This window comes from Chelativorans sp. (genome assembly GCF_031180965.1).
In the GTDB taxonomy this organism is placed as follows: Bacteria; Pseudomonadota; Alphaproteobacteria; order Rhizobiales; family Rhizobiaceae; genus Chelativorans.
In genome coordinates, this window is record NZ_JAPSLH010000023.1 from 1 (window position 1) to 16,868 (window position 16,868).

The following is a 16,868-nucleotide window of genomic DNA, read 5'->3' on the forward strand; positions in this document are numbered from 1 at the left end:
GCCGGCCTGTCGCGGGCCCTCAGCATGCCTCCAGGTACCGATCCCTGGAGGGGGAGGTTGCCGCCGCTCTCCCGAACACCCGGTGCGCATCCGGTTCCCGCAAGAGCGATGGGACAGATGATAAGAGGGCTGCCGGGGGGTGGGGATAAATTTTCCGGCGAAAAAAAGCGGAAATCGTGCAGGAGCTTGTTTTTGCTGCAGATTATTTTTGCGCATCCGGACGGCGGGGCCGATTTGATCCACACCCCGCTTGGCGGGCGGGCGGAGGGTGAAGGATCGGTTCGAAAGAACCCCTCTCTGGCGTTTTCCAAGCACTTGCTCGGGGACAAACCCGCTCGCAAGTGCAGGAAAACGCTTTCTCCTCGCAAGGGGGGAGATCTCGCCGGCATCAGGCTCGCCGCCTATCGTCGAGGTTGCCGGGCCGGGTCTGGTGCGGCTGCGAAGGAACGCCCTGGTCCCTCGCCGAGCGTCAGAAGGCGGAGCGGATGATGCCGCCCTCCATGCGCCAGACCACGCCATTGACGGCAGGGTTGGTCATCATGGCGACGACGCCGCGTCCGTAATTGGCTGGGTCGATGAGGCCCTGGACGAGGGAGGTCGGCTCCTTCTCGACGAAATAGTTCTTCTCCACCTCCTCATAGGTGATGCCCTGCTCGGCGGCGATCTGGTTGAAGTAGTCGCGCACGGAATCGGTCGCCGTCGGGCCGGGCATGAAGGAGTTCACACGCACCTTCGTGCCCTTGGTCAGCTCGGCCATGCCGCGGGCGAGCGCCACCTGCGCCGTCTTGGTGAGCGAGTAGTGGATCATCCAGGGCACGATCTTGGTCGCCGCGTCGGACGAGGTGAAGAGGATGGAGCCGGAATTGCGCTCCAGCATCTCCTTCAGCGCGATCCGGCTCATGCGAATGCCTGTCATGACATTCACATCCCAGTAGAGCTGCCACTCGGCGTCGGAAATGTCGAAGAACTCGCGCACATTGAAGATGCCGAGATTGTTGATGAGGTATTCGACCGGGCCGCGCTCGGAGGCGAACCGCCAGAGCCGCCCTGCCCCCTCCTCGGTCGTCAGATCGACGGAAAGCCCGTGCGAGTTGCCGCCGATATCGGCAAGCGCGGCGTCGATCTTCGCCTGATCGCGGCCGTTGATGACGACCGTTGCGCCCTCCTCGGCGAAGGTTTTCGCGATCGCCTTCCCGATACCGGAACTGGCGCCCGTGATCAGGGCGACCTTGCCCTCAAGACCGTAATCCATGGGATCCTCCCTGCCCTTCCCCTGCCCGGCATTCTGTGCCTTATGGAGACTTGCGGAGCCGGCGGCGGGGAAAGCCTATGGAAGTTATTCCCTTTGTCAACGCGCTTGCGCGGAAATTATTTTCCACTATCGTGAACGGCACCGGCGCGCCGACCCGGGGGGAGGTGAAGGATGAGCGAGACTGCGCAAGGCCAGGCGGTGCTGAGTTCGATCAAGCGCAGGCTACCCTATCTCAATCCCGCCCTGCGGCGCATCGCCAACTACACCCTGCGCAATCCCACCATCGTCAAGTCGCTGACCATCGGGGAACTGGCGGAAAAATGCGAGGTGTCGGAATCGACCATCACCCGCTTCGTCAAGGAGCTGGATATCCGCAGCTTCCCGCAGCTGAAGATCCTGATCGCGGAGGACCTCTCGCGCGCGCCGCAGGCGCCGGAGCAGACGGAAGAGGCGCGGTCCGTCTATGAGGACATCACCGTCGAAGACAATGTCGACACGATCACGCGCAAGATCCGCTACCGGCTGCAGCACACGCTGGACGAGACATTTTCCCAGCTCTCCATCCCCGAGATCATCCGCGCCGTGGAGGCGATCGAGAAAAGCGAGACGCTCGCCTTCTTCGCCGTGGGCTCCTCGACGCTGGCGGTCGGCAGCGGCCTGATGCGCTTCGTGCGCGTGGGCAAGAAGTGCCAGTTCTTCGAGGAGCAGAACCTGCAGCAGATGTCGGCGGTGGCGCTGGACGAAAGGTCGACGGCGATCGGCATCTCCAATTCCGGCCGCAGCCAGGCGGTCGTGCGCGCCCTGCAGGTGGCGCAGCAGGTGGGCGCGCGCACCATCTGCATCACGGCGTTTCCCGGTGCGCCGATCGTCAATTATTCGGATGTGAAGCTGATCACGCCGACGACGACCGTGCCCATCGGCCGGCCCGAATACCACGAGTCGATGACGTCCAAATTCGCCCAGATCGCCATCATGGACCTGGTCTATTCCATTTACGCCGTGCGCAATTACGAGCGCTCCATCGAGAAGCTGGAGGCGACCAACCGGGTGTCGGAGGATACGCGGTTTCTGTAGAGCCCGCATGCTGGTAAGCGCTGGCGGCGCTTCGATGTTCCGGCATGGATCCTCGGGTCACCGGCGAACAAGAATAGAGCTCGGGGAATAGCCCGCCGCTCAATTACCCGGCTCCGAACGCGTCAGCGCCAGGAACAGCTCTTCCAATGTCGCGCGGCGGCGCGTGACGGAGAGCACGATGCCGCCGGCATCGATGGCGGCGCGCGCAAGGGCGGCGCGGGCCTCCGGCACCTCCTCGGCGAGCTCCACCTCGATCGCCTCCCCCGCCGCCGAAGCGCTGGCCACGAAGGGCAGCGCGGCAAGCCGGGTTGCGACGGCTTCAGCCGCCGAGCCGGGCCCAAGCTCGATGGCATAGGCAAGGCCGCGCAGCTGGCGGCTCACCGCGTCCACGGTGCCTTCGGCCACGAGACGGCCGCGGCTCATGATGCCGACCCGGTCGCACAGTTTCTCGGTTTCGCTGAGATGATGCGAGGAGAGGATGATCGTGCGGCCTTCGCCCCTCAAGGCCAGGAGGAGTTCGCGCACCTCCGCCAGCCCGCGCGGGTCGAGGCCTGAGGCGGGCTCGTCGAGCACGAGCAGTTCCGGATCGTGCATGAGCGTGCGGGCGATGCAGAGCTTCTGCTGCATGCCGCGGGAATAGGCACCCGCCGCCAGGTCGGCATGGGCCGCGAGGCCGACCTTCGCGAGCAGTTTTTTCGCCCGTGACTGCGGCTCGCGCAGCCCATAGAGCCGGCCGAAAAAGGCGAGATAGTCGAGGCCAGTCATGTCCGGGTAGAGGCGCGGCTTCTCCTGCAGCGCGCCGATGCGCCGGCGCAGCGCCGCGCCGCGCGTGCCGAAGGGGATGCCGAGGACGTGGAAGGAGCCGCCGTCCGGCGGCAGGAGGCCAAGCAGCATGCGCAGCACGCTGGTCTTGCCGGCGCCGTTGGGGCCGAGGAAGCCGTAGATCGCGCCCGCAGGCACGGCGAGCGACACGGCATCGACGGCGAGGAGGCCGCCATAGCGCTTGGTGAGCGCCTGCGTCTCGACCGCAAGCGGTAAAGAGGCTTGCACGGCGGCGGAAGCCATCAGACGAGCTCGGCGAAATATAGGTAGACCAGTGTCGAAACGATCATCACAACTGCCGAAAGGAGCAGGAACTCCATTGGCCAGCTGACAACGCGGAAGCGGTCGTTTGCCACCTTGCCTGCCGCCATGATCGCCGTCGCGGCGGCCAGCGCCGGCCAGTGGTCGAGATTGCCGGAGATTGCGGTGCAGCCGCCGAGGAGCAGCATCAGGATCAGGACAAATCCGGTCCAGGAGGTGCGCGAGGTCATGCCGCCCTCCCCTCGCCGCTCACCGCCGCGGCCTGGGCCAGGGTGCGGCCGTCGCGCGGGTCGAAAAGGTAGATGCGGCGCGGATCGAAGCGGAACAGGATGGGCCGGCCCTCGCCGCCATCGATGTGCCGCGTTTCATAGGCGGCGGCGCGGGCAAGCACGATCGTTCCTCCCACATCGCCGGCAAAGGCGTTCTGGTGGCCCATGGTCTCGATGGTGAGCAGCGTCGCCTCCACGGCGCCCTCCGCGCCCGCTTCGCCCGGCAGCGCAACGCCGATATGTTCCGGCCGGATGCCGAGGCGCACCGCGCCGTCGGAGCGCTGAAGGTCGCCCGAACGCGCGAGCCAGTCCGGATCCACCTCGATGCGGAAGCCATCACCCTGCAGGAAGGCGCGCGCCCCCTCGGTCGTCAGGCGGCAGTCGAGCACATTCATATGCGGCTCACCGATGAAGGTGGCGACGAACTCGTTGGCGGGCCGGTCGAAGACGGCCTTGGGCGTGTCGAATTGCTGGATGGTGCCGTCGCGCATGATGAGGATGCGGTCGGCCATGGTCATGGCCTCTAGCTGGTCGTGCGAGACATAGATGGTGGTGGCCTTCAGCTCCCTCTGCAGGTGCTTCAGCTCGATGCGCATCGCTGCGCGCAGCTTTGCGTCAAGGTGGGAGATGGGCTCGTCCATCAGGAAGACGTCGGCCTGGCGCACGAGCATCCGACCGATGGCGACGCGCTGAGCCTGGCCGCCGGAAAGCTGGCCGGGCCGGCGGTCGAGCACGTCGGCGATCTGCAGGCGCTCGGCCACCGCGCTGACGCGCGACCTTATCTCCTGCCGCGACATGCGGCGCACGCGCAGCGGATAGGCGATGTTCTCGAACACGGAGAGATGGTTGTAGAGGCCGTAGCGCTCGAAGACCATGCCGACATTGCGGTCGCGCGGGCGCAGATAAGTCACGTCGCGGCTGTCGATGGCGATCCTGCCGCCCGAGGGCATTTCGAGGCCGGCGACCATGCGCAAGGTCGTGGTCTTGCCGCAGCCGGACGGGCCGAGCAGGAACAGGAACTCGCCATCCTCCACGGTGAAATTGACGTCGGCGACGGCCGCGACGGAGCCGAAGCGCTTGTTGAGGTCTGTTACGGCAACCTGGCCCATTACTTCATCATGCCCATGGAAAGGCCGCGCACGAACTGTCTTTGCACCGCCACAACGAAGAGGAGGATCGGCAGCGTGATGAACACGCAGGCCGCGCCCAGGAGATTCCACTGGATGTCGCTGCCGCCGATGAAGCTGGCCACAGCAGGCGGCAGGGTGCGGGTCTGCGCGCCGGTGAGGAAAACGGCGAAGGCGTATTCATTCCAGGAAAGGATGAGCACGAAGATCGCCGTCGCAGTGATGGACGGAGCCATCAGCGGCAGGGTCACGCGGCGGAAGGCGCCGAACCAGGTGTCGCCGTCGACGAGGGCCGATTCCTCGATCTGGCGCGGGATGTCCTCGAAGAAGCCTTTCAGCATCCAGACGACGAAGGGAAGCTGCATGCCGGTGTAAAGGAGGATGAGGCCTACAAGGCTGTCGAGCAGCTTGAAGGTCTGGAAGAACATGAAGATGGGCAGGATGACCGCCACTGGCGGCAGCATGCGGTTGGACAGGATCCAGAAGGCCACGTCGTTCTTGCCGGGGAACTCGTAGCGGGCGAGCGCGTAGGCGCAGAACATGCCGAGCACGACAGAGAAGAAGGTAGCCGAGACCGAGACGATGGCCGAATTGCGCATATAGAGCAGCATGTCGTAGCGCGTGAGCAGCGTCTCGAAGGCCTCCAGCGTGGGCGTGAAGATCCATTGCGGCGGCACGCTCTGCGCCACGGCCCGGTCCATCAGCGCGGTGAGCACGATCCAGACGATCGGCACGAGCGCGACGAAGCTGACGAGGAGCAGGATCACATAGACCCACCAATTGCGCTCTCTTGGTGGAGCGGAGGGGGAGACGGGCAGCGGCTGCGTCATGCTCATGGATCAGGCCTCGTCAAGCTGCTTTTTGGCGAAGACGCGGATGAACAGGAAGGAGAGCGTGATGATGATCACCAGGATGATGAAGGAGAGCGCGGCGGCCTTGGAGATGTTGAAGAAGCCGAAGCCGATATTGGTGAGGAGGATGTTGAGCGTCTCCGTCGCGTTGCCCGGCCCGCCCTTGGTGAGCACCGCGATCGTGTCATAGGTGCGGAAGGCGTCCATGGTGCGGATGACCAGCGCGATCATGATGGACGGCTTCAGCATGGGCAGCGTGATGGTCCAGAAGACGCGCCAGCTAGATGCGCCGTCGATTTCCGCCGCCTCATAGGGCTCCGGCGGCAGCGAGGCGAGGCCGGCATGCAGGATCAGGAACATGAAGGGCGTCCACTGCCAGACATCGATCATGATCAGCGTCTGCAGCGCCGCGTCGGGCGAGGACAGGAACTGCGGCGCGGGCAGGCCGAAGAAGCCGAAGAGGAGGGTGGAGTAGTAGGTCACCAGCCCCGAATGCGGGTAGAGCAGGTAGCGCCAGGTGAGGCCGACCACCACCGGCGGCAGCACCATGGGCAGGAGGATGGCGAGGCGGAAGAACGCCTTGCCGCGGATGCGCCGGCGGAACAGGAGCGCCAGGCCGAGCCCCGCCCAGAACTCGATGAAGACGGCGAAGAAGGTGAAGATCGCCGTGACCTTGAGGGCGTTCAGGAAGCGGCGGTCCTGCACCAGCTCGTGATACTGGTAGAGGCCGACGAACTCGGTCTCGAGATAGGGTTTGGAGAGGATGATATTGGTCGAGGCGAGATAGAGCGAATAGAGGAAGGGGAAGACTCCGAGGATCAGCAGCACGATCAGCGTAGGCGCCATCAGCGCCCAGGGGAACCAGGGCGCGTCGTGGGCTCCCGCCCGCGCGCTGCGCGCCGGCGCTGCGCCGACATCCATTCGTTCCGCCGTTTCCTTAAGTGCAACCAAGATGCCTCGTCCCTTCCTCTACCCGGCGCGGAGCAGACCCGTTCGTCAGCGGAAGCCGCCCCGGCCACAAGCACTTCGCGAAACGAAACCGGGAACGGGGCCTGCCCCGTCCCCGGCCATGCCCGTCCGCCGCTATTTCCAGCTCGAGGGCTTTGCGTCGTAGACGCTCAGGTCACGCCACAGCTGCGGCGGGTTCTTCGCGCCCTCGCGATAGTAGCCGCCGCGCCGGAACGCCGCCTTGATTTCGCTCTCCATATTGGTGAGCGCCTCCTCGGGCGTGATTTCGCCGAGCCAGGCCTGGTTGCCGTAAAGGCCCATCACGTCTGAGATCTCGGCCCATTCCGGCACGCGGATGCGGGTGTCCGGATTGGTCGTGTTCAGCATGAAATCGTAGATGCCCACATAGTGCGGCGTATACTGCTTGGCTTCCTCGCTCTTGTAGGTGGAGTGCCGCGTCGGCGCCGTGCCCCCCTTGAGCGCCTTCAGCGACTGGTTCTTGTGCGTGATCCACTGCATGAAGGTCCATGCGGCCTCCTTGTTCTTGGAGTCGCGGGAGATGCCGAGGCCCCAGGAGCCGAACCACGGGTCGATTTTCCCGTGCGGGCCGATGGCCGTGTGGAGGTAGATGTTCTTGCCGGAGATTTCCGCATGGCGCGGGTCCTCAAGATCGCCCGCGACGAACTCCGTATACATGAGTGCGCCGGCGGCCTTGCCCTGCTGGTAGAGCGACAGCATCTCGGGATAGCCGAAATTGGCGCTGCCCGCAGGGCCATATTTGGCGAGACCCACATACCATTTCAGTGCTTCCAGGTTCTGTGGGCTGTTGATGGTGACGTTCCAGTTCTCGTCGACGAACTCGTCGCCGGCGGTCTCGTCGGTCTGGAAGGCGTGCATGAGCTGGGTGAAGGTCCAGCCCCAGAACCAGCGCTGCGGCTGGCTGACATAGCCGGCGACACCCGCATCCGGATTGTTGAGCTTTTCCACCGCTTCCATGAAGCGCTCGGTGGTCCAGCTCTTGTCATACCACTCGGGAACGGCGAGGCCCGCCTGCTCCATCATGTCCTTGCGGAAGACGTGGCCGGTCACGCCGGCGCCGATCGGAAGATTGTAGATGGCGCCATCCCACATGCCGTTGCCGCTGTAGATGCGCGGCAGGAAGTCGTCGACGTCGTAGTCGGCGGCCGTCAGCTCGGGATCCTTCACATATTGGGTGAGCGGGTGGAGATAGCCGGCCGAGACATATTCGGCGAGCCACATGACGTCGACGGTGAAGATGTCGTAACGCCCGGTGCCCTGGCTCATGTCGAGCAGGCTCTTTTCCCGCATCTGGTCGAAGCTTGCCTCCTCCAGATTGACCTTGATCCCGTATTGCTGCTCGAATTCCGGGATCTGCGCCCAGAGCGGCGCGTATTGCGGCATCTGCACGGCGAGGATGTTGACGGTGGCGCCGGCAAGCGCCTTCTGGCGCTCTGTCTGGGCGGCCGCCGGCATGGCCGTGAAGGCCAGCAGGGCAGCCAGGCTCGCGGCTGCCTTCAGCCCGCATCCCCGTTGCGGTCTCGTTTTCGCGTCCATCGTGATCTTTCCTCCCTGTTGCGACGCTTGCGGCGTCCTTCCTTAGTTCAGCCCGGCCACGGCAAAGCGCGCCTGCACGGCCGTGCGCCCGTTTGCCCTGTCGAAAAGGTAGATGCGGCGCGGATCGACCCGACACCGGGCAGGATCGCCGATCCCGCTCGGAATGCCATCGGCCGGACCGAGCCCGGTGCGTACCCGCAGCATGCCGCCGCCCCCGAGCTCGATGTCGTAAATGCGCTCGGAGCCGAGTTCCTCGACACCGAAGATGCGCCCCTCGACGACGTTTTCCCCCGCGCCCGGCCGCAGCATCTCGATGTCCTGGGGGCGAATCCCCATCAGCCACTCGCGGCTGCCCGCAAAGCCGTCGCGTGAGGCGGCGCCGCCATCGTCGAAGGCCAGGCGGAAAGATTCGGAGACGAGGAGTGTCGCCTGCCCTTCGCGCAGAAGATTTACCGGCAATATGTTCATGCCGGGCTCCCCGACGAAGGAGGCGACGAAGACATTGGCCGGGCGATAGTAGATGTCGGTCGGGGTTCCCGTCTGCAGCTTCACGCCCTTGTCCATGACGACGATCTGGTCGGCCATGGTGAGGGCCTCGAGCTGATCATGCGAGACGAAGATGATGGTGGCGCGGAACTCGCGCTGCAGCTTCTTGAACTCCACGCGCATATGGGCGCGCAGCTTGGCGTCGAGATGGGAAATCGGCTCGTCGAGGAGGAAGGCATTGGCGTCGCGCACCAGCGCCCGGCCGATGGCAACGCGCTGCATCTGGCCACCGGAAAGCTGGTTCGGCTGGCGGTCGAGCAGCCGGCCGATCTGCAGCACCTCCGCGACTTCCGCGATCTTCGCGCGGATCGCCGCTTCCGGCATTTTGCGCACGCGCAACGGGTAGGCGAGATTCTCGAAGACGGAAAGGTGCGGATAGAGCGAGTGCTTGTCGTAGACCATCGCGAAGTTGCGGTCGCGCGGCGGCAGGCCGGTGATGTCGCGGCCGTCGACCTCGATACAGCCTTCGTCCGGCCGCTCGAGCCCGGCAAGAAGACGCAGCGTCGTGGTCTTGCCCGCGCCGGAGGGGCCAAGCAGGAAGGTCATCTTCTCGTCGGCCGCCTCAAAGCCGAAGTCATCGAGGGCAACAACCCGGCTGCCGAAGGTCTTGCGCAGGCCGCGCGTTGCGATCGACGCCATGGTCAGCGCGCCTCCCGGGCCCGCAAGTGAACGCCGCGCCGAACCAGAAAACCACGCACGAACTTTATCCTCCGCTGTCAGGCCGGGCGTCTCCCGAGTGACGGCCGCAGGGGCGGCCCGAGCCCTTTCCCTCCGGCTCTTTTGAAGCTTGAAAGAAATTAATTTCGATGTCAACATGAAAGCATGGAATTTTGTGTTGCGGCGGAGCGCGCACAAAAGGGGCACCGAAAGGAAGAGTGCGAATGCGCGGTTCCGAGTGGATTCAACGGCTTGAATATTGACGGCCGCCGAGGCTTTGATGTTCAGGCAGGAGTCCTTCTGGTCAAGCCGCAGGATGACGATTGCGCGGCGGTGTCTGCATTCTGCAAGGCTGGGGAGAGCCTTGCCGTCGTCATCCTCAACCGGAGGGACCGCGCCTCAGCGGCGCAACTGCAGGAAGGCTGAATTCGGGCCCGGTGCACACCAGCTGCCGCGGGCATCAAGGGAAGGTTTTCGAGATGGATTTGGGACTGAGCGGGAAGGTGGTTCTGGTCTCCGCATCGAGCGGCGGGATCGGGCTTTCGACAGCTGAATGCTTTGCGCGCGAGGGGGCCCGGGTGGTCGTCAATGGCCGCACGGAACAGACCACCGGCGCGGGGATCGAGGAACTGCGCCGGCGCCTGCCCGGCGGCACCTTCCTTCCCCTTGCCGCCGATCTCGGCACGCGCGAGGGATGCGATCAGGCCATCGCCGCCTTTCCGGATGTCGACATCCTCGTCAACAATCTCGGCATCTACGGCGCGCGCGATTTCTTCGCCATCACTGACGAGGAATGGCTCGAGATGGTCGAGGTGAATGTGATGAGCGGCGTGCGCCTCTCGCGCCACTATCTGAAGCGCATGCTCGAGCGCAATTCCGGCCGCATCATCTTCGTCTCGACGGAATCGGCCATCAACCCGGACCCGGAAATGGCGCATTACAGCGCGTCTAAGACGATGCAGCTCGCCATATCGCGCAACCTCGCCGAGCTCACCAAGGGGACGGGCGTGACCGTCAATGCCGTCCTGCCCGGTCCGGTGCGCAGCCCCGGCGTGGAGAAGCTGGTGGTCGACATCTTCAAGACCGATCTTGCCACGGCAGAAAAGCGCTTCATGGCGGAGAACCGCTCGCACTCACTGATACAGCGACTGACCGAGCCGCGGGAGATCGGCGACGTGATCGCCTTCGTGGCGAGCGACCTCGCCTCGGCGATCAACGGCGCGGCCGTCCGCGCCGACGGCGGCATGGTCCGCTCGGTCTTCTGATGCAGGGGAGGACGGCGCTTCTCCTTGCGGCATCTGCCGCGGCGGTCGTGGCGGCCGCGGGCGCCATCCTGCTGCGCGCGTCGGAGCGGGGCGAGGTGGCCGGGACGGTGAGGGATGCCCGCTCCGGCTTGCCCGTGGCGGGCGTCACCCTGGTGCTGGGTGAGCGCGTGCAGACGCTGATGGCGTCGAGCCGCTTCAGCTTCGGTGAAGGCGGCGGGACCCTTCATGCGAGCGCGCCCGGCTACGAGGATCTCGCCGTTGCCATAGGCGGCGGGCCGCTCGACCTGCGCATGGAGCCGCGGACCGTGCCGCAGGCCCAGTCGCTGACCGCGTTCCTGCGCCTTGCTGGGGACGCGCTGATGATCGACGTGCAATTGCGCGGGCGGGAGGGGCTGGCGCTCGAATTCTTTCCGGCCATCGACATTCCGGCGGAGGTGCGGCTCGCCACGGAGGACGGGCGCGTCCTCTTTGAAGGCCGTCTCCAGTCCGAGATCGACCCCGGAGCGCGCTTCGAGAAGCTGAAATACCGCCTGCCCGGCTCCGCCGTGGCCGGGCTTACTGGGACGGAGCGCTTTCTGCTCGACATCGCCCTCGTGATGCCGGAACGGGTCATCTCCTGGCGGCGCGAGGGGCTCGCCCTCTCCAACGCTTCCTCATGATCGCCGCCTCCTGGCAGATCTTCCGGCGCGACCTCATGCGGCTTGTCGCCAATCCCGGCACATGGGTCATGATGGCGGCGATGACATTCGCGGCGACGCTCGTGCTGCGCAACCTCGTCTCCACATTCGACACCGAGTCCGTGCTGGTCTCCACGCTGCCGGGCGGCGCGGTCGCGGGAGGGCTGATCGCCGTCGCCGCCATGCTGGCGGCGATCCACACGGCGACCGCCATCGCCGCGGAACAGGAGAACGGCACGCTTGAAGTGCTCTTCGCCGGCCCGGTCAACGCCGCCGATTTCGCCGTGGCGAAAATGCTGCGCGGACTTGCCGTGGCAGCTCTCCTGGTAGCGCCCATCCTCTACCAGCTCGCCGCCATCGGCCTTCTGTCCAACCTGATGATGGGCTGGCGCGCGGCCCTGCTGCTGGTCCTCGCCGTGCCGCTCTGCGCGCCGGCGATCGGGCTGGGGCTGGTGATCTCCAGCCTGTGCCGGAGCGCGCGGGCGGCGGTCGTGCTCTCGACGGGATTCTTCGCCTTCCTCATCCTCCTGCATCTGAGCTTCCTCCGGCTCGCCGCGGCAGATCCGGCAGAGCTCGATCTCTTCGCCCACTACCTGCGCGAGGCGGCCCTCGGCGCAGCGCCGGTGCTCTCCTGGCTGTCGCCGGTGGACTATGTCGCCGAGCTGGCGCAGGAGCTGCGGCAGCAGAGCCTGACCGCCCCCTGGGCGAAAACGGCGGCAGCGCTCGCCTATGCTTCGCTCTGCACCGCCGCGGCGGCCATCATTCTGCGTTTCAGGGGCGCGGCCTCGTGAGGGCCCTTCTGCTTCTCGCGCTGGCTCTGATCACCGCGCCCTTCCCGGCGCGCGCCATCGAGCCGGAGCAGGTGGAAAGGATCGCCTATCGCCTGTCGAGCTTCGACGGGGCGGAGCACGGCCCGGCCGCCTCGCTTTCCGCGGGCGAGGAGATCGTGCTTCTGGCCGATACGGTGAACATCATCGATCCGCGCCAGACCCTCGTCTATTACTGGCCGCTCTCGCGCTCCTTCCGGGCGGATTGGGACCGGCTCGACGTGGAAGCGGCGGGCGAGCTCGAGATCGCCGACGAGGAGGGAGACGCGCGCACCCTTAGGCGCGAGTCGGTGGTGACGGTCTATCCTGCCGGGGTCGGCGGCGGCTTCTCCCTGATGATGGCTGGAGCGGAGGCGGAGAAGGCGCGCCGTTCCTACGAGCAGATCCAGTCGGCCTTCAACAGGGCGCTGTCCGAGGCAACGCGGGCACGCATCGCTCATGAGCGGCTTCTGCGCGACAACCCGGCGGAAGCGCGGAAGCGCCCGCCCCCGCCGCCCGATCCGGTGCCGCCGCCGCTCTTTGTTTCCGAGCCGCGCAGCGCCTTCGTGCTGAACCTGCCGGCGGGAGACTATCGGCTGCGCCTGAAGCGTGATGGCCGCATCGTGGAAGGATCGGAGCGCCGGCTGCGGGTGGTCTCGCCGATCGCATCAGGCTCGGTCACGTGGCAGGTCATACCGGAGGAACGCTGGACCAGGCGTCTGGCGGCCGAGCACCCGGAAAGCGCCATCTATGCGGCACCGGGCGCAACGCTCTATCTGGTGCCTTTCCGCGCCGATGCGTATCGGGCCGCCGACATCGCCCGACTGAAGGATCCGCAGGCGCCGCTGCCGCCGCCAGGCGAGCAGTGGATCGTCCGGGAGCCGCTGACGGGGACGCGCCTCCTCGCGGGCGACGTGGAAGCCGAGCTCAAACCCTACCGGGTGGTGCAAAGGCCCGGCGCGGCGCTCGGCTACCGCATCGAGGAAGCCTCGGCCCCGCAGGAGGCAGAGCTCTTCGCCTTCGCGCTGGGGATCCCCGACGAGCTGGCGGGCAAGGATCTCCGCTTGGGGCTCGTCGACGCCGGCACAGGCGAGCCGGTGCCCGGTGCGGGGCGGACCATCCGCATTCTCGCCGCTGAGCGCTACTGGCTCGCCTGGTGCACGGCGGCCCTGCCACTCCTGCCGGCGCTTTTCCTTTTTCTGGGGCGCAGACGCCGATCCGGAGCGGGATGAGGCGACGGCAAAGCCGCCATGGCCGGCCGGGCGGGGCGGAACCTATCTTCGTGCAACCGCATTGCCAAGCATCTGCAACAAGCGCATGTTTCTGTGATTTTGCCGGGAGAGGAAGGCCAGATGCGGGTGCTGGTTATCGATGACAATCCCGATGACCGCTTCCTCGCCATCCGCGAAATCCGCCACGAATATCCCAAGGCTGAGTTCATCGAGATCAATTCGGAGCGCGCCTTCGCCGCCGCGCTCGCGGACGGCGCCGACGTGGCGGTCACCGACTACCAGCTCGGCTGGACCGACGGCATGTCGGTGTTCAAGCGCATCAGGGGGTCGCTGCCGGACTGTCCGGTCATCATGTTCACCGGCACGCTTGGCGAGGAGCATGCGGTGGATGCCATCAAGGCGGGCATAAGCGACTATATCATCAAGGATGCCCGCCGTCTGCCAAGGCTGCGAGCGGCGGTCCACTCGGCGCTCAAGCAGGTGCGCGAGCGGCGTGAGAGGCGCAGGGCGGAGGCGCGCCACCGCGACCTCTTCATGAATGTGCAGACCGGCCTGTTCGTCTGCACGCAGGACGGCACCTTCCTGGACGGAAATCCGGCGCTTCTCGCCATGCTGGGGCTGGCGGAGGCGGAGGAGCTGCTCAACCTCAACCTGCTCGTTCTGACCGCCTCCGAGCCTGCGCGGCGCGCATGGAGCGAGATGGGCAAGAACGGTATCCGCGACATGGAGGTCGATCTGCAAATGCCCGCCGGAGGACTCCGTACGGTCCTGCTCAATGCCCGGCCGGCCAGCAAAGAGCAGGAATTCCCGGGGGTGCTCGGCAGCATCACGGACCTGACGGAGCTGCGCAACGCGGTGGCGCAGCGGGACGTCCTGATGCGGGAGATCTTCCACCGCGTCCACAACAGCCTGCAGATCGTGCTCTCGCTTGTCTCCCAGCAGATCCGCGCCGCCCATCATCCGGAGACCAGCGAGAGCCTCGAACAGCTTGGTGAGCGGATCCAGGCGCTCGCGCTCATCCACCGGCGGCTCTACGAATCCGAGGATTATACGAGCGTGGATTTCGGCGAGTTCCTGGCTCATTTCGCGGAAGCGCGCCTGCAGCGGCGGTCAGACCTTGCGCTCCTCTTGCATTCAGGCCCGCTCAAGGTCGCCATCGAAAGGGCCGCGGCCCTCGGCCTTGCCGCCAACGAGATGCTGGGACTGCTGCGCGAACGGACGATCCTGGACGAGGGCGGGCGGCTGAAGATCGCGCTTCGGCGGGAGGGAAGGATCGCCGTCTTCGAAATGGCCGCAGACAAGGGCCGAGCCGGCGCCGCCAAGGCCGATCCGCTGCGCATGCGTCTATTGCAGGCGCTGGTCAAGCAGGTGGATGGTGAACTCCACCTTTCGCAGCAGGCCGAGCTGCCTGAGGTCGCCCTATCCTTTCCGATAAATCCGTGACGCGGCGGAGCGATTTGATGAAGGATGAGCAGACCGACGCCGGCACCGGGGGAGCGGTGCTGCCGGACAGGCGGCTAAAGGAACGGGAGGAAGGCCTGCGCCTGCTCGTCGAGAGCGTCTCCGACTACGCCATATTCATGCTCGACCCGGCCGGCTTCATCATGAGCTGGAACGCGGGCGCAGAACGAATGAAAGGCTGGCGCGCGCACGAGATCATCGGGCAGCACTTTTCGCGATTTTATTCGGCCGAGGATGTCGCGGCGGGCAAACCGGTCATGGAGCTGAGGATCGCCACGGCTGAAGGCCGCTACGAGGAGGAGGGATGGCGCTTCCGCAAGGACGGGACGCAGTTCTTCGCCCATGTCAGCATCACGGCCGTGCGCGACGCCGCCGGCACCCTGCGCGGCTTCGGGAAGGTGACGCGCGACATAACGGAGCGCATGCGCACCGACATGGCGTTGCGCGAGAGCGAGGAGCGGTTCCGCCTTCTCGTTGAGAGCGTCGGGGACTATGCGATCTACATGCTGGACCCGGAGGGATATGTCGCGAGCTGGAACACCGGCGCGGAACGCCTGAAGGGCTGGCGGGCGGACGAGGCGATCGGCCAGCATGTCAGCCTGTTCCACACGCCCGAAGGGCGCGCCGCGCGCAAGCCGCAGATCGAGCTGCAGATCGCGCGCGAGCAGGGCGTCTTCCGCGAGGAGGCGGAACGGCTGCGCAAGGACGGCTCCATCTTCATGGCCGACGTGACGCTGACGGCGCTCTTCGACGAGCAGCGGCGGCTGCGCGGCTTTGCCAAGGTCACGCGTGACATGACCGAGCGCAAGCGTGCGGAGGACGCCGTCCGGGAGCTCAACCGGGACCTGGAGCTGCGGGTCGCGGCGCGCACGGCCGAGCTCAGCGAGCGTAATGCGGAACTCAACGCCTTCGCCTATTCGATCGCGCATGATCTGCGCGCGCCGCTGCGCGGCATCATCGGCTTTGCGGATGCGCTGGCGGAGGATTTCGCTGACATCCTGCCCGCCGAGGCAACCGGCTATCTCGGCCGCATCACCGCCGCGGCCGGCCGGATGAACGACCTGATCGAGGACCTGCTCGCCTATAGCCGCCTGGGCCAGGGCGAGATAAGCCCCGTGCGCGTCGACCTGGAGCCCTTGTTGCGCGACATCCTGGAGAACATGCGCACACGCCTCGATGAACGCAACGCCGAGGTCGAGATCATCCGGCCGCTCGCGACCCCTCGGGCACATTATGCGACGCTGCAGCAGGTGGTGGTCAACCTGATCGAGAACGCGGTAAAATTCGTGCCGCCTGACCGTCGCCCGCATGTCCGCATCCACACGGAGACGCATGGCGGCGCCTGGGTCCGCCTCTGGGTGGAGGACAACGGCATCGGCATCGCGCCCGAACACCAGACCCGTATCTTCAACATCTTCGAACGCCTGCATGGACAAGGCAGCTATGAGGGTACCGGCGTGGGGCTGGCGGTGGTCCGCCGCGCGAGCGAGCGGCTCGGCGGAAAAGCCGGCGTGGAATCGGAGCCGGGCAGCGGCAGCCGGTTCTGGGTGGACCTTCCCGCCGCGTCGGAGAGGAGCGAATGAGCGGGCCCTGCATCCTTCTCGTCGAGGATGAGCCAGACGACGCGGCGCTCATCCAAAGGGCGATCTCGAAACTGCCGCAAGGGCAAAGCCTGGTGCTGCGGCATTTGTGGAACGGCGACGAGGCGGTGGCCTATCTTGCGGAAGCGGGGCCATCCGGCAGCGCAAGGGATTCCCTGCCCGATCTCATGCTCATCGACCTGAAGCTGCCGCGGCGCTCCGGCTTCGAGGTGATCGAATGGGTGCGCGGGAGGGACGGCCTCCGGCGGCTGCCGATCGTTGTCCTCACATCATCCGCGCAGCAGGTCGATATCGACGGCGCTTACGATGCCGGCGCGAATGCGTATCTCGTGAAGCCGAGCAGCCCGCGCGAACTTGCGGCGATGCTGGAGACAACCCTCTCCTTCTGGCTGCACTTTGCGGCGCGCGGCGCTATCCGGCCGTCCTAGCACCCGCAAGCGACCG

Annotated in this window: 17 protein-coding genes; 9 read left to right on the forward strand and 8 right to left on the reverse strand. The window is 66.0% G+C overall.

All coding sequences use genetic code 11. The annotated features are described in order from the left end of the window. Positions 1-469: 469 nt before the first annotated feature. Positions 470-1,252, reverse strand: a complete 783-nt coding sequence (locus RIN79_RS15945; protein ID WP_309085664.1) for an SDR family oxidoreductase — start codon at positions 1,250-1,252, stop codon at positions 470-472. Between the two features lie 171 nt (positions 1,253-1,423). Between RIN79_RS15945 and RIN79_RS15950 the strand changes: the two genes are divergently transcribed. After that, complete coding sequence (locus tag RIN79_RS15950) at positions 1,424-2,326, forward strand: MurR/RpiR family transcriptional regulator (RefSeq protein ID WP_309085665.1); 903 nt, start codon at positions 1,424-1,426, stop codon at positions 2,324-2,326. Positions 2,327-2,425: 99 nt separating this feature from the next. Here RIN79_RS15950 and RIN79_RS15955 read toward each other — a convergent pair whose 3' ends face one another. The 7 genes from RIN79_RS15955 to RIN79_RS15985 all read right to left on the reverse strand — a co-directional run bounded on the left by RIN79_RS15955 (position 2,426) and on the right by RIN79_RS15985 (position 9,364). Further along, complete coding sequence (locus RIN79_RS15955) at positions 2,426-3,391, reverse strand: ABC transporter ATP-binding protein (RefSeq protein WP_309085666.1); 966 nt, start codon at positions 3,389-3,391, stop codon at positions 2,426-2,428. Then, positions 3,391-3,639, reverse strand: coding sequence for a hypothetical protein (locus tag RIN79_RS15960; protein ID WP_309085667.1), 249 nt, complete (start codon positions 3,637-3,639; stop codon positions 3,391-3,393). Before RIN79_RS15960 ends, RIN79_RS15955 begins: the two co-directional genes overlap by 1 nt. Further along, on the reverse strand, positions 3,636-4,787 hold the full coding sequence (locus RIN79_RS15965; protein ID WP_309085668.1) for an ABC transporter ATP-binding protein: 1,152 nt from the start codon (positions 4,785-4,787) through the stop codon (positions 3,636-3,638). Before RIN79_RS15965 ends, RIN79_RS15960 begins: the two co-directional genes overlap by 4 nt. Further along, a complete protein-coding gene (locus RIN79_RS15970) occupies positions 4,787-5,641 on the reverse strand; it encodes a carbohydrate ABC transporter permease (protein ID WP_309085669.1) in 855 nt (284 codons plus the stop codon). The genes RIN79_RS15965 and RIN79_RS15970 overlap by 1 nt, the downstream gene beginning before the upstream one ends. Positions 5,642-5,644: 3 nt before the next feature. Then, a complete protein-coding gene (locus tag RIN79_RS15975) occupies positions 5,645-6,577 on the reverse strand; it encodes a sugar ABC transporter permease (protein ID WP_309085670.1) in 933 nt (310 codons plus the stop codon). A 162-nt stretch (positions 6,578-6,739) separates the two neighbouring features. Beyond that, positions 6,740-8,179 carry a sugar ABC transporter substrate-binding protein gene (locus RIN79_RS15980; protein ID WP_309085671.1) on the reverse strand — a complete coding sequence of 480 codons (1,440 nt, stop codon included), beginning with the start codon at positions 8,177-8,179 and terminating at the stop codon, positions 6,740-6,742. A 42-nt stretch (positions 8,180-8,221) separates the two neighbouring features. Further along, a complete protein-coding gene (locus RIN79_RS15985) occupies positions 8,222-9,364 on the reverse strand; it encodes an ABC transporter ATP-binding protein (protein ID WP_309085672.1) in 1,143 nt (380 codons plus the stop codon). 183 nt (positions 9,365-9,547) lie between these two features. Here RIN79_RS15985 and RIN79_RS15990 point away from each other — a divergent pair, with 183 nt between their 5' ends. The 8 genes from RIN79_RS15990 to RIN79_RS16025 all read left to right on the forward strand — a co-directional run bounded on the left by RIN79_RS15990 (position 9,548) and on the right by RIN79_RS16025 (position 16,852). Next, complete coding sequence (locus RIN79_RS15990) at positions 9,548-9,808, forward strand: hypothetical protein (RefSeq protein ID WP_309085673.1); 261 nt, start codon at positions 9,548-9,550, stop codon at positions 9,806-9,808. 53 nt (positions 9,809-9,861) lie between these two features. Next, entirely contained in the window at positions 9,862-10,647 is a 786-nt protein-coding gene (locus tag RIN79_RS15995) for an SDR family oxidoreductase (RefSeq protein ID WP_309085674.1), read from the forward strand. Beyond that, the gene (locus tag RIN79_RS16000; RefSeq protein WP_309085675.1) at positions 10,647-11,306 is read left to right on the forward strand and encodes a hypothetical protein; all 660 of its coding nucleotides are present in this window, start codon (positions 10,647-10,649) and stop codon (positions 11,304-11,306) included. Before RIN79_RS15995 ends, RIN79_RS16000 begins: the two co-directional genes overlap by 1 nt. After that, positions 11,303-12,115: an ABC transporter permease subunit gene (locus RIN79_RS16005; RefSeq protein ID WP_309085676.1), complete on the forward strand. Its 813-nt coding sequence runs from the start codon at positions 11,303-11,305 to the stop codon at positions 12,113-12,115. The genes RIN79_RS16000 and RIN79_RS16005 overlap by 4 nt, the downstream gene beginning before the upstream one ends. Then, positions 12,112-13,362 carry a hypothetical protein gene (locus tag RIN79_RS16010; protein WP_309085677.1) on the forward strand — a complete coding sequence of 417 codons (1,251 nt, stop codon included), beginning with the start codon at positions 12,112-12,114 and terminating at the stop codon, positions 13,360-13,362. The genes RIN79_RS16005 and RIN79_RS16010 overlap by 4 nt, the downstream gene beginning before the upstream one ends. A 120-nt stretch (positions 13,363-13,482) precedes the next feature. Continuing rightward, on the forward strand, positions 13,483-14,805 hold the full coding sequence (locus RIN79_RS16015) for a histidine kinase dimerization/phosphoacceptor domain -containing protein (RefSeq protein ID WP_309085678.1): 1,323 nt from the start codon (positions 13,483-13,485) through the stop codon (positions 14,803-14,805). A gap of 17 nt (positions 14,806-14,822) precedes the next feature. Beyond that, positions 14,823-16,406, forward strand: coding sequence for a PAS domain S-box protein (locus tag RIN79_RS16020; RefSeq protein WP_309085679.1), 1,584 nt, complete (start codon positions 14,823-14,825; stop codon positions 16,404-16,406). Continuing rightward, on the forward strand, positions 16,403-16,852 hold the full coding sequence (locus RIN79_RS16025) for a response regulator (RefSeq protein ID WP_309085680.1): 450 nt from the start codon (positions 16,403-16,405) through the stop codon (positions 16,850-16,852). The genes RIN79_RS16020 and RIN79_RS16025 overlap by 4 nt, the downstream gene beginning before the upstream one ends. Positions 16,853-16,868 lie beyond the last annotated feature (16 nt).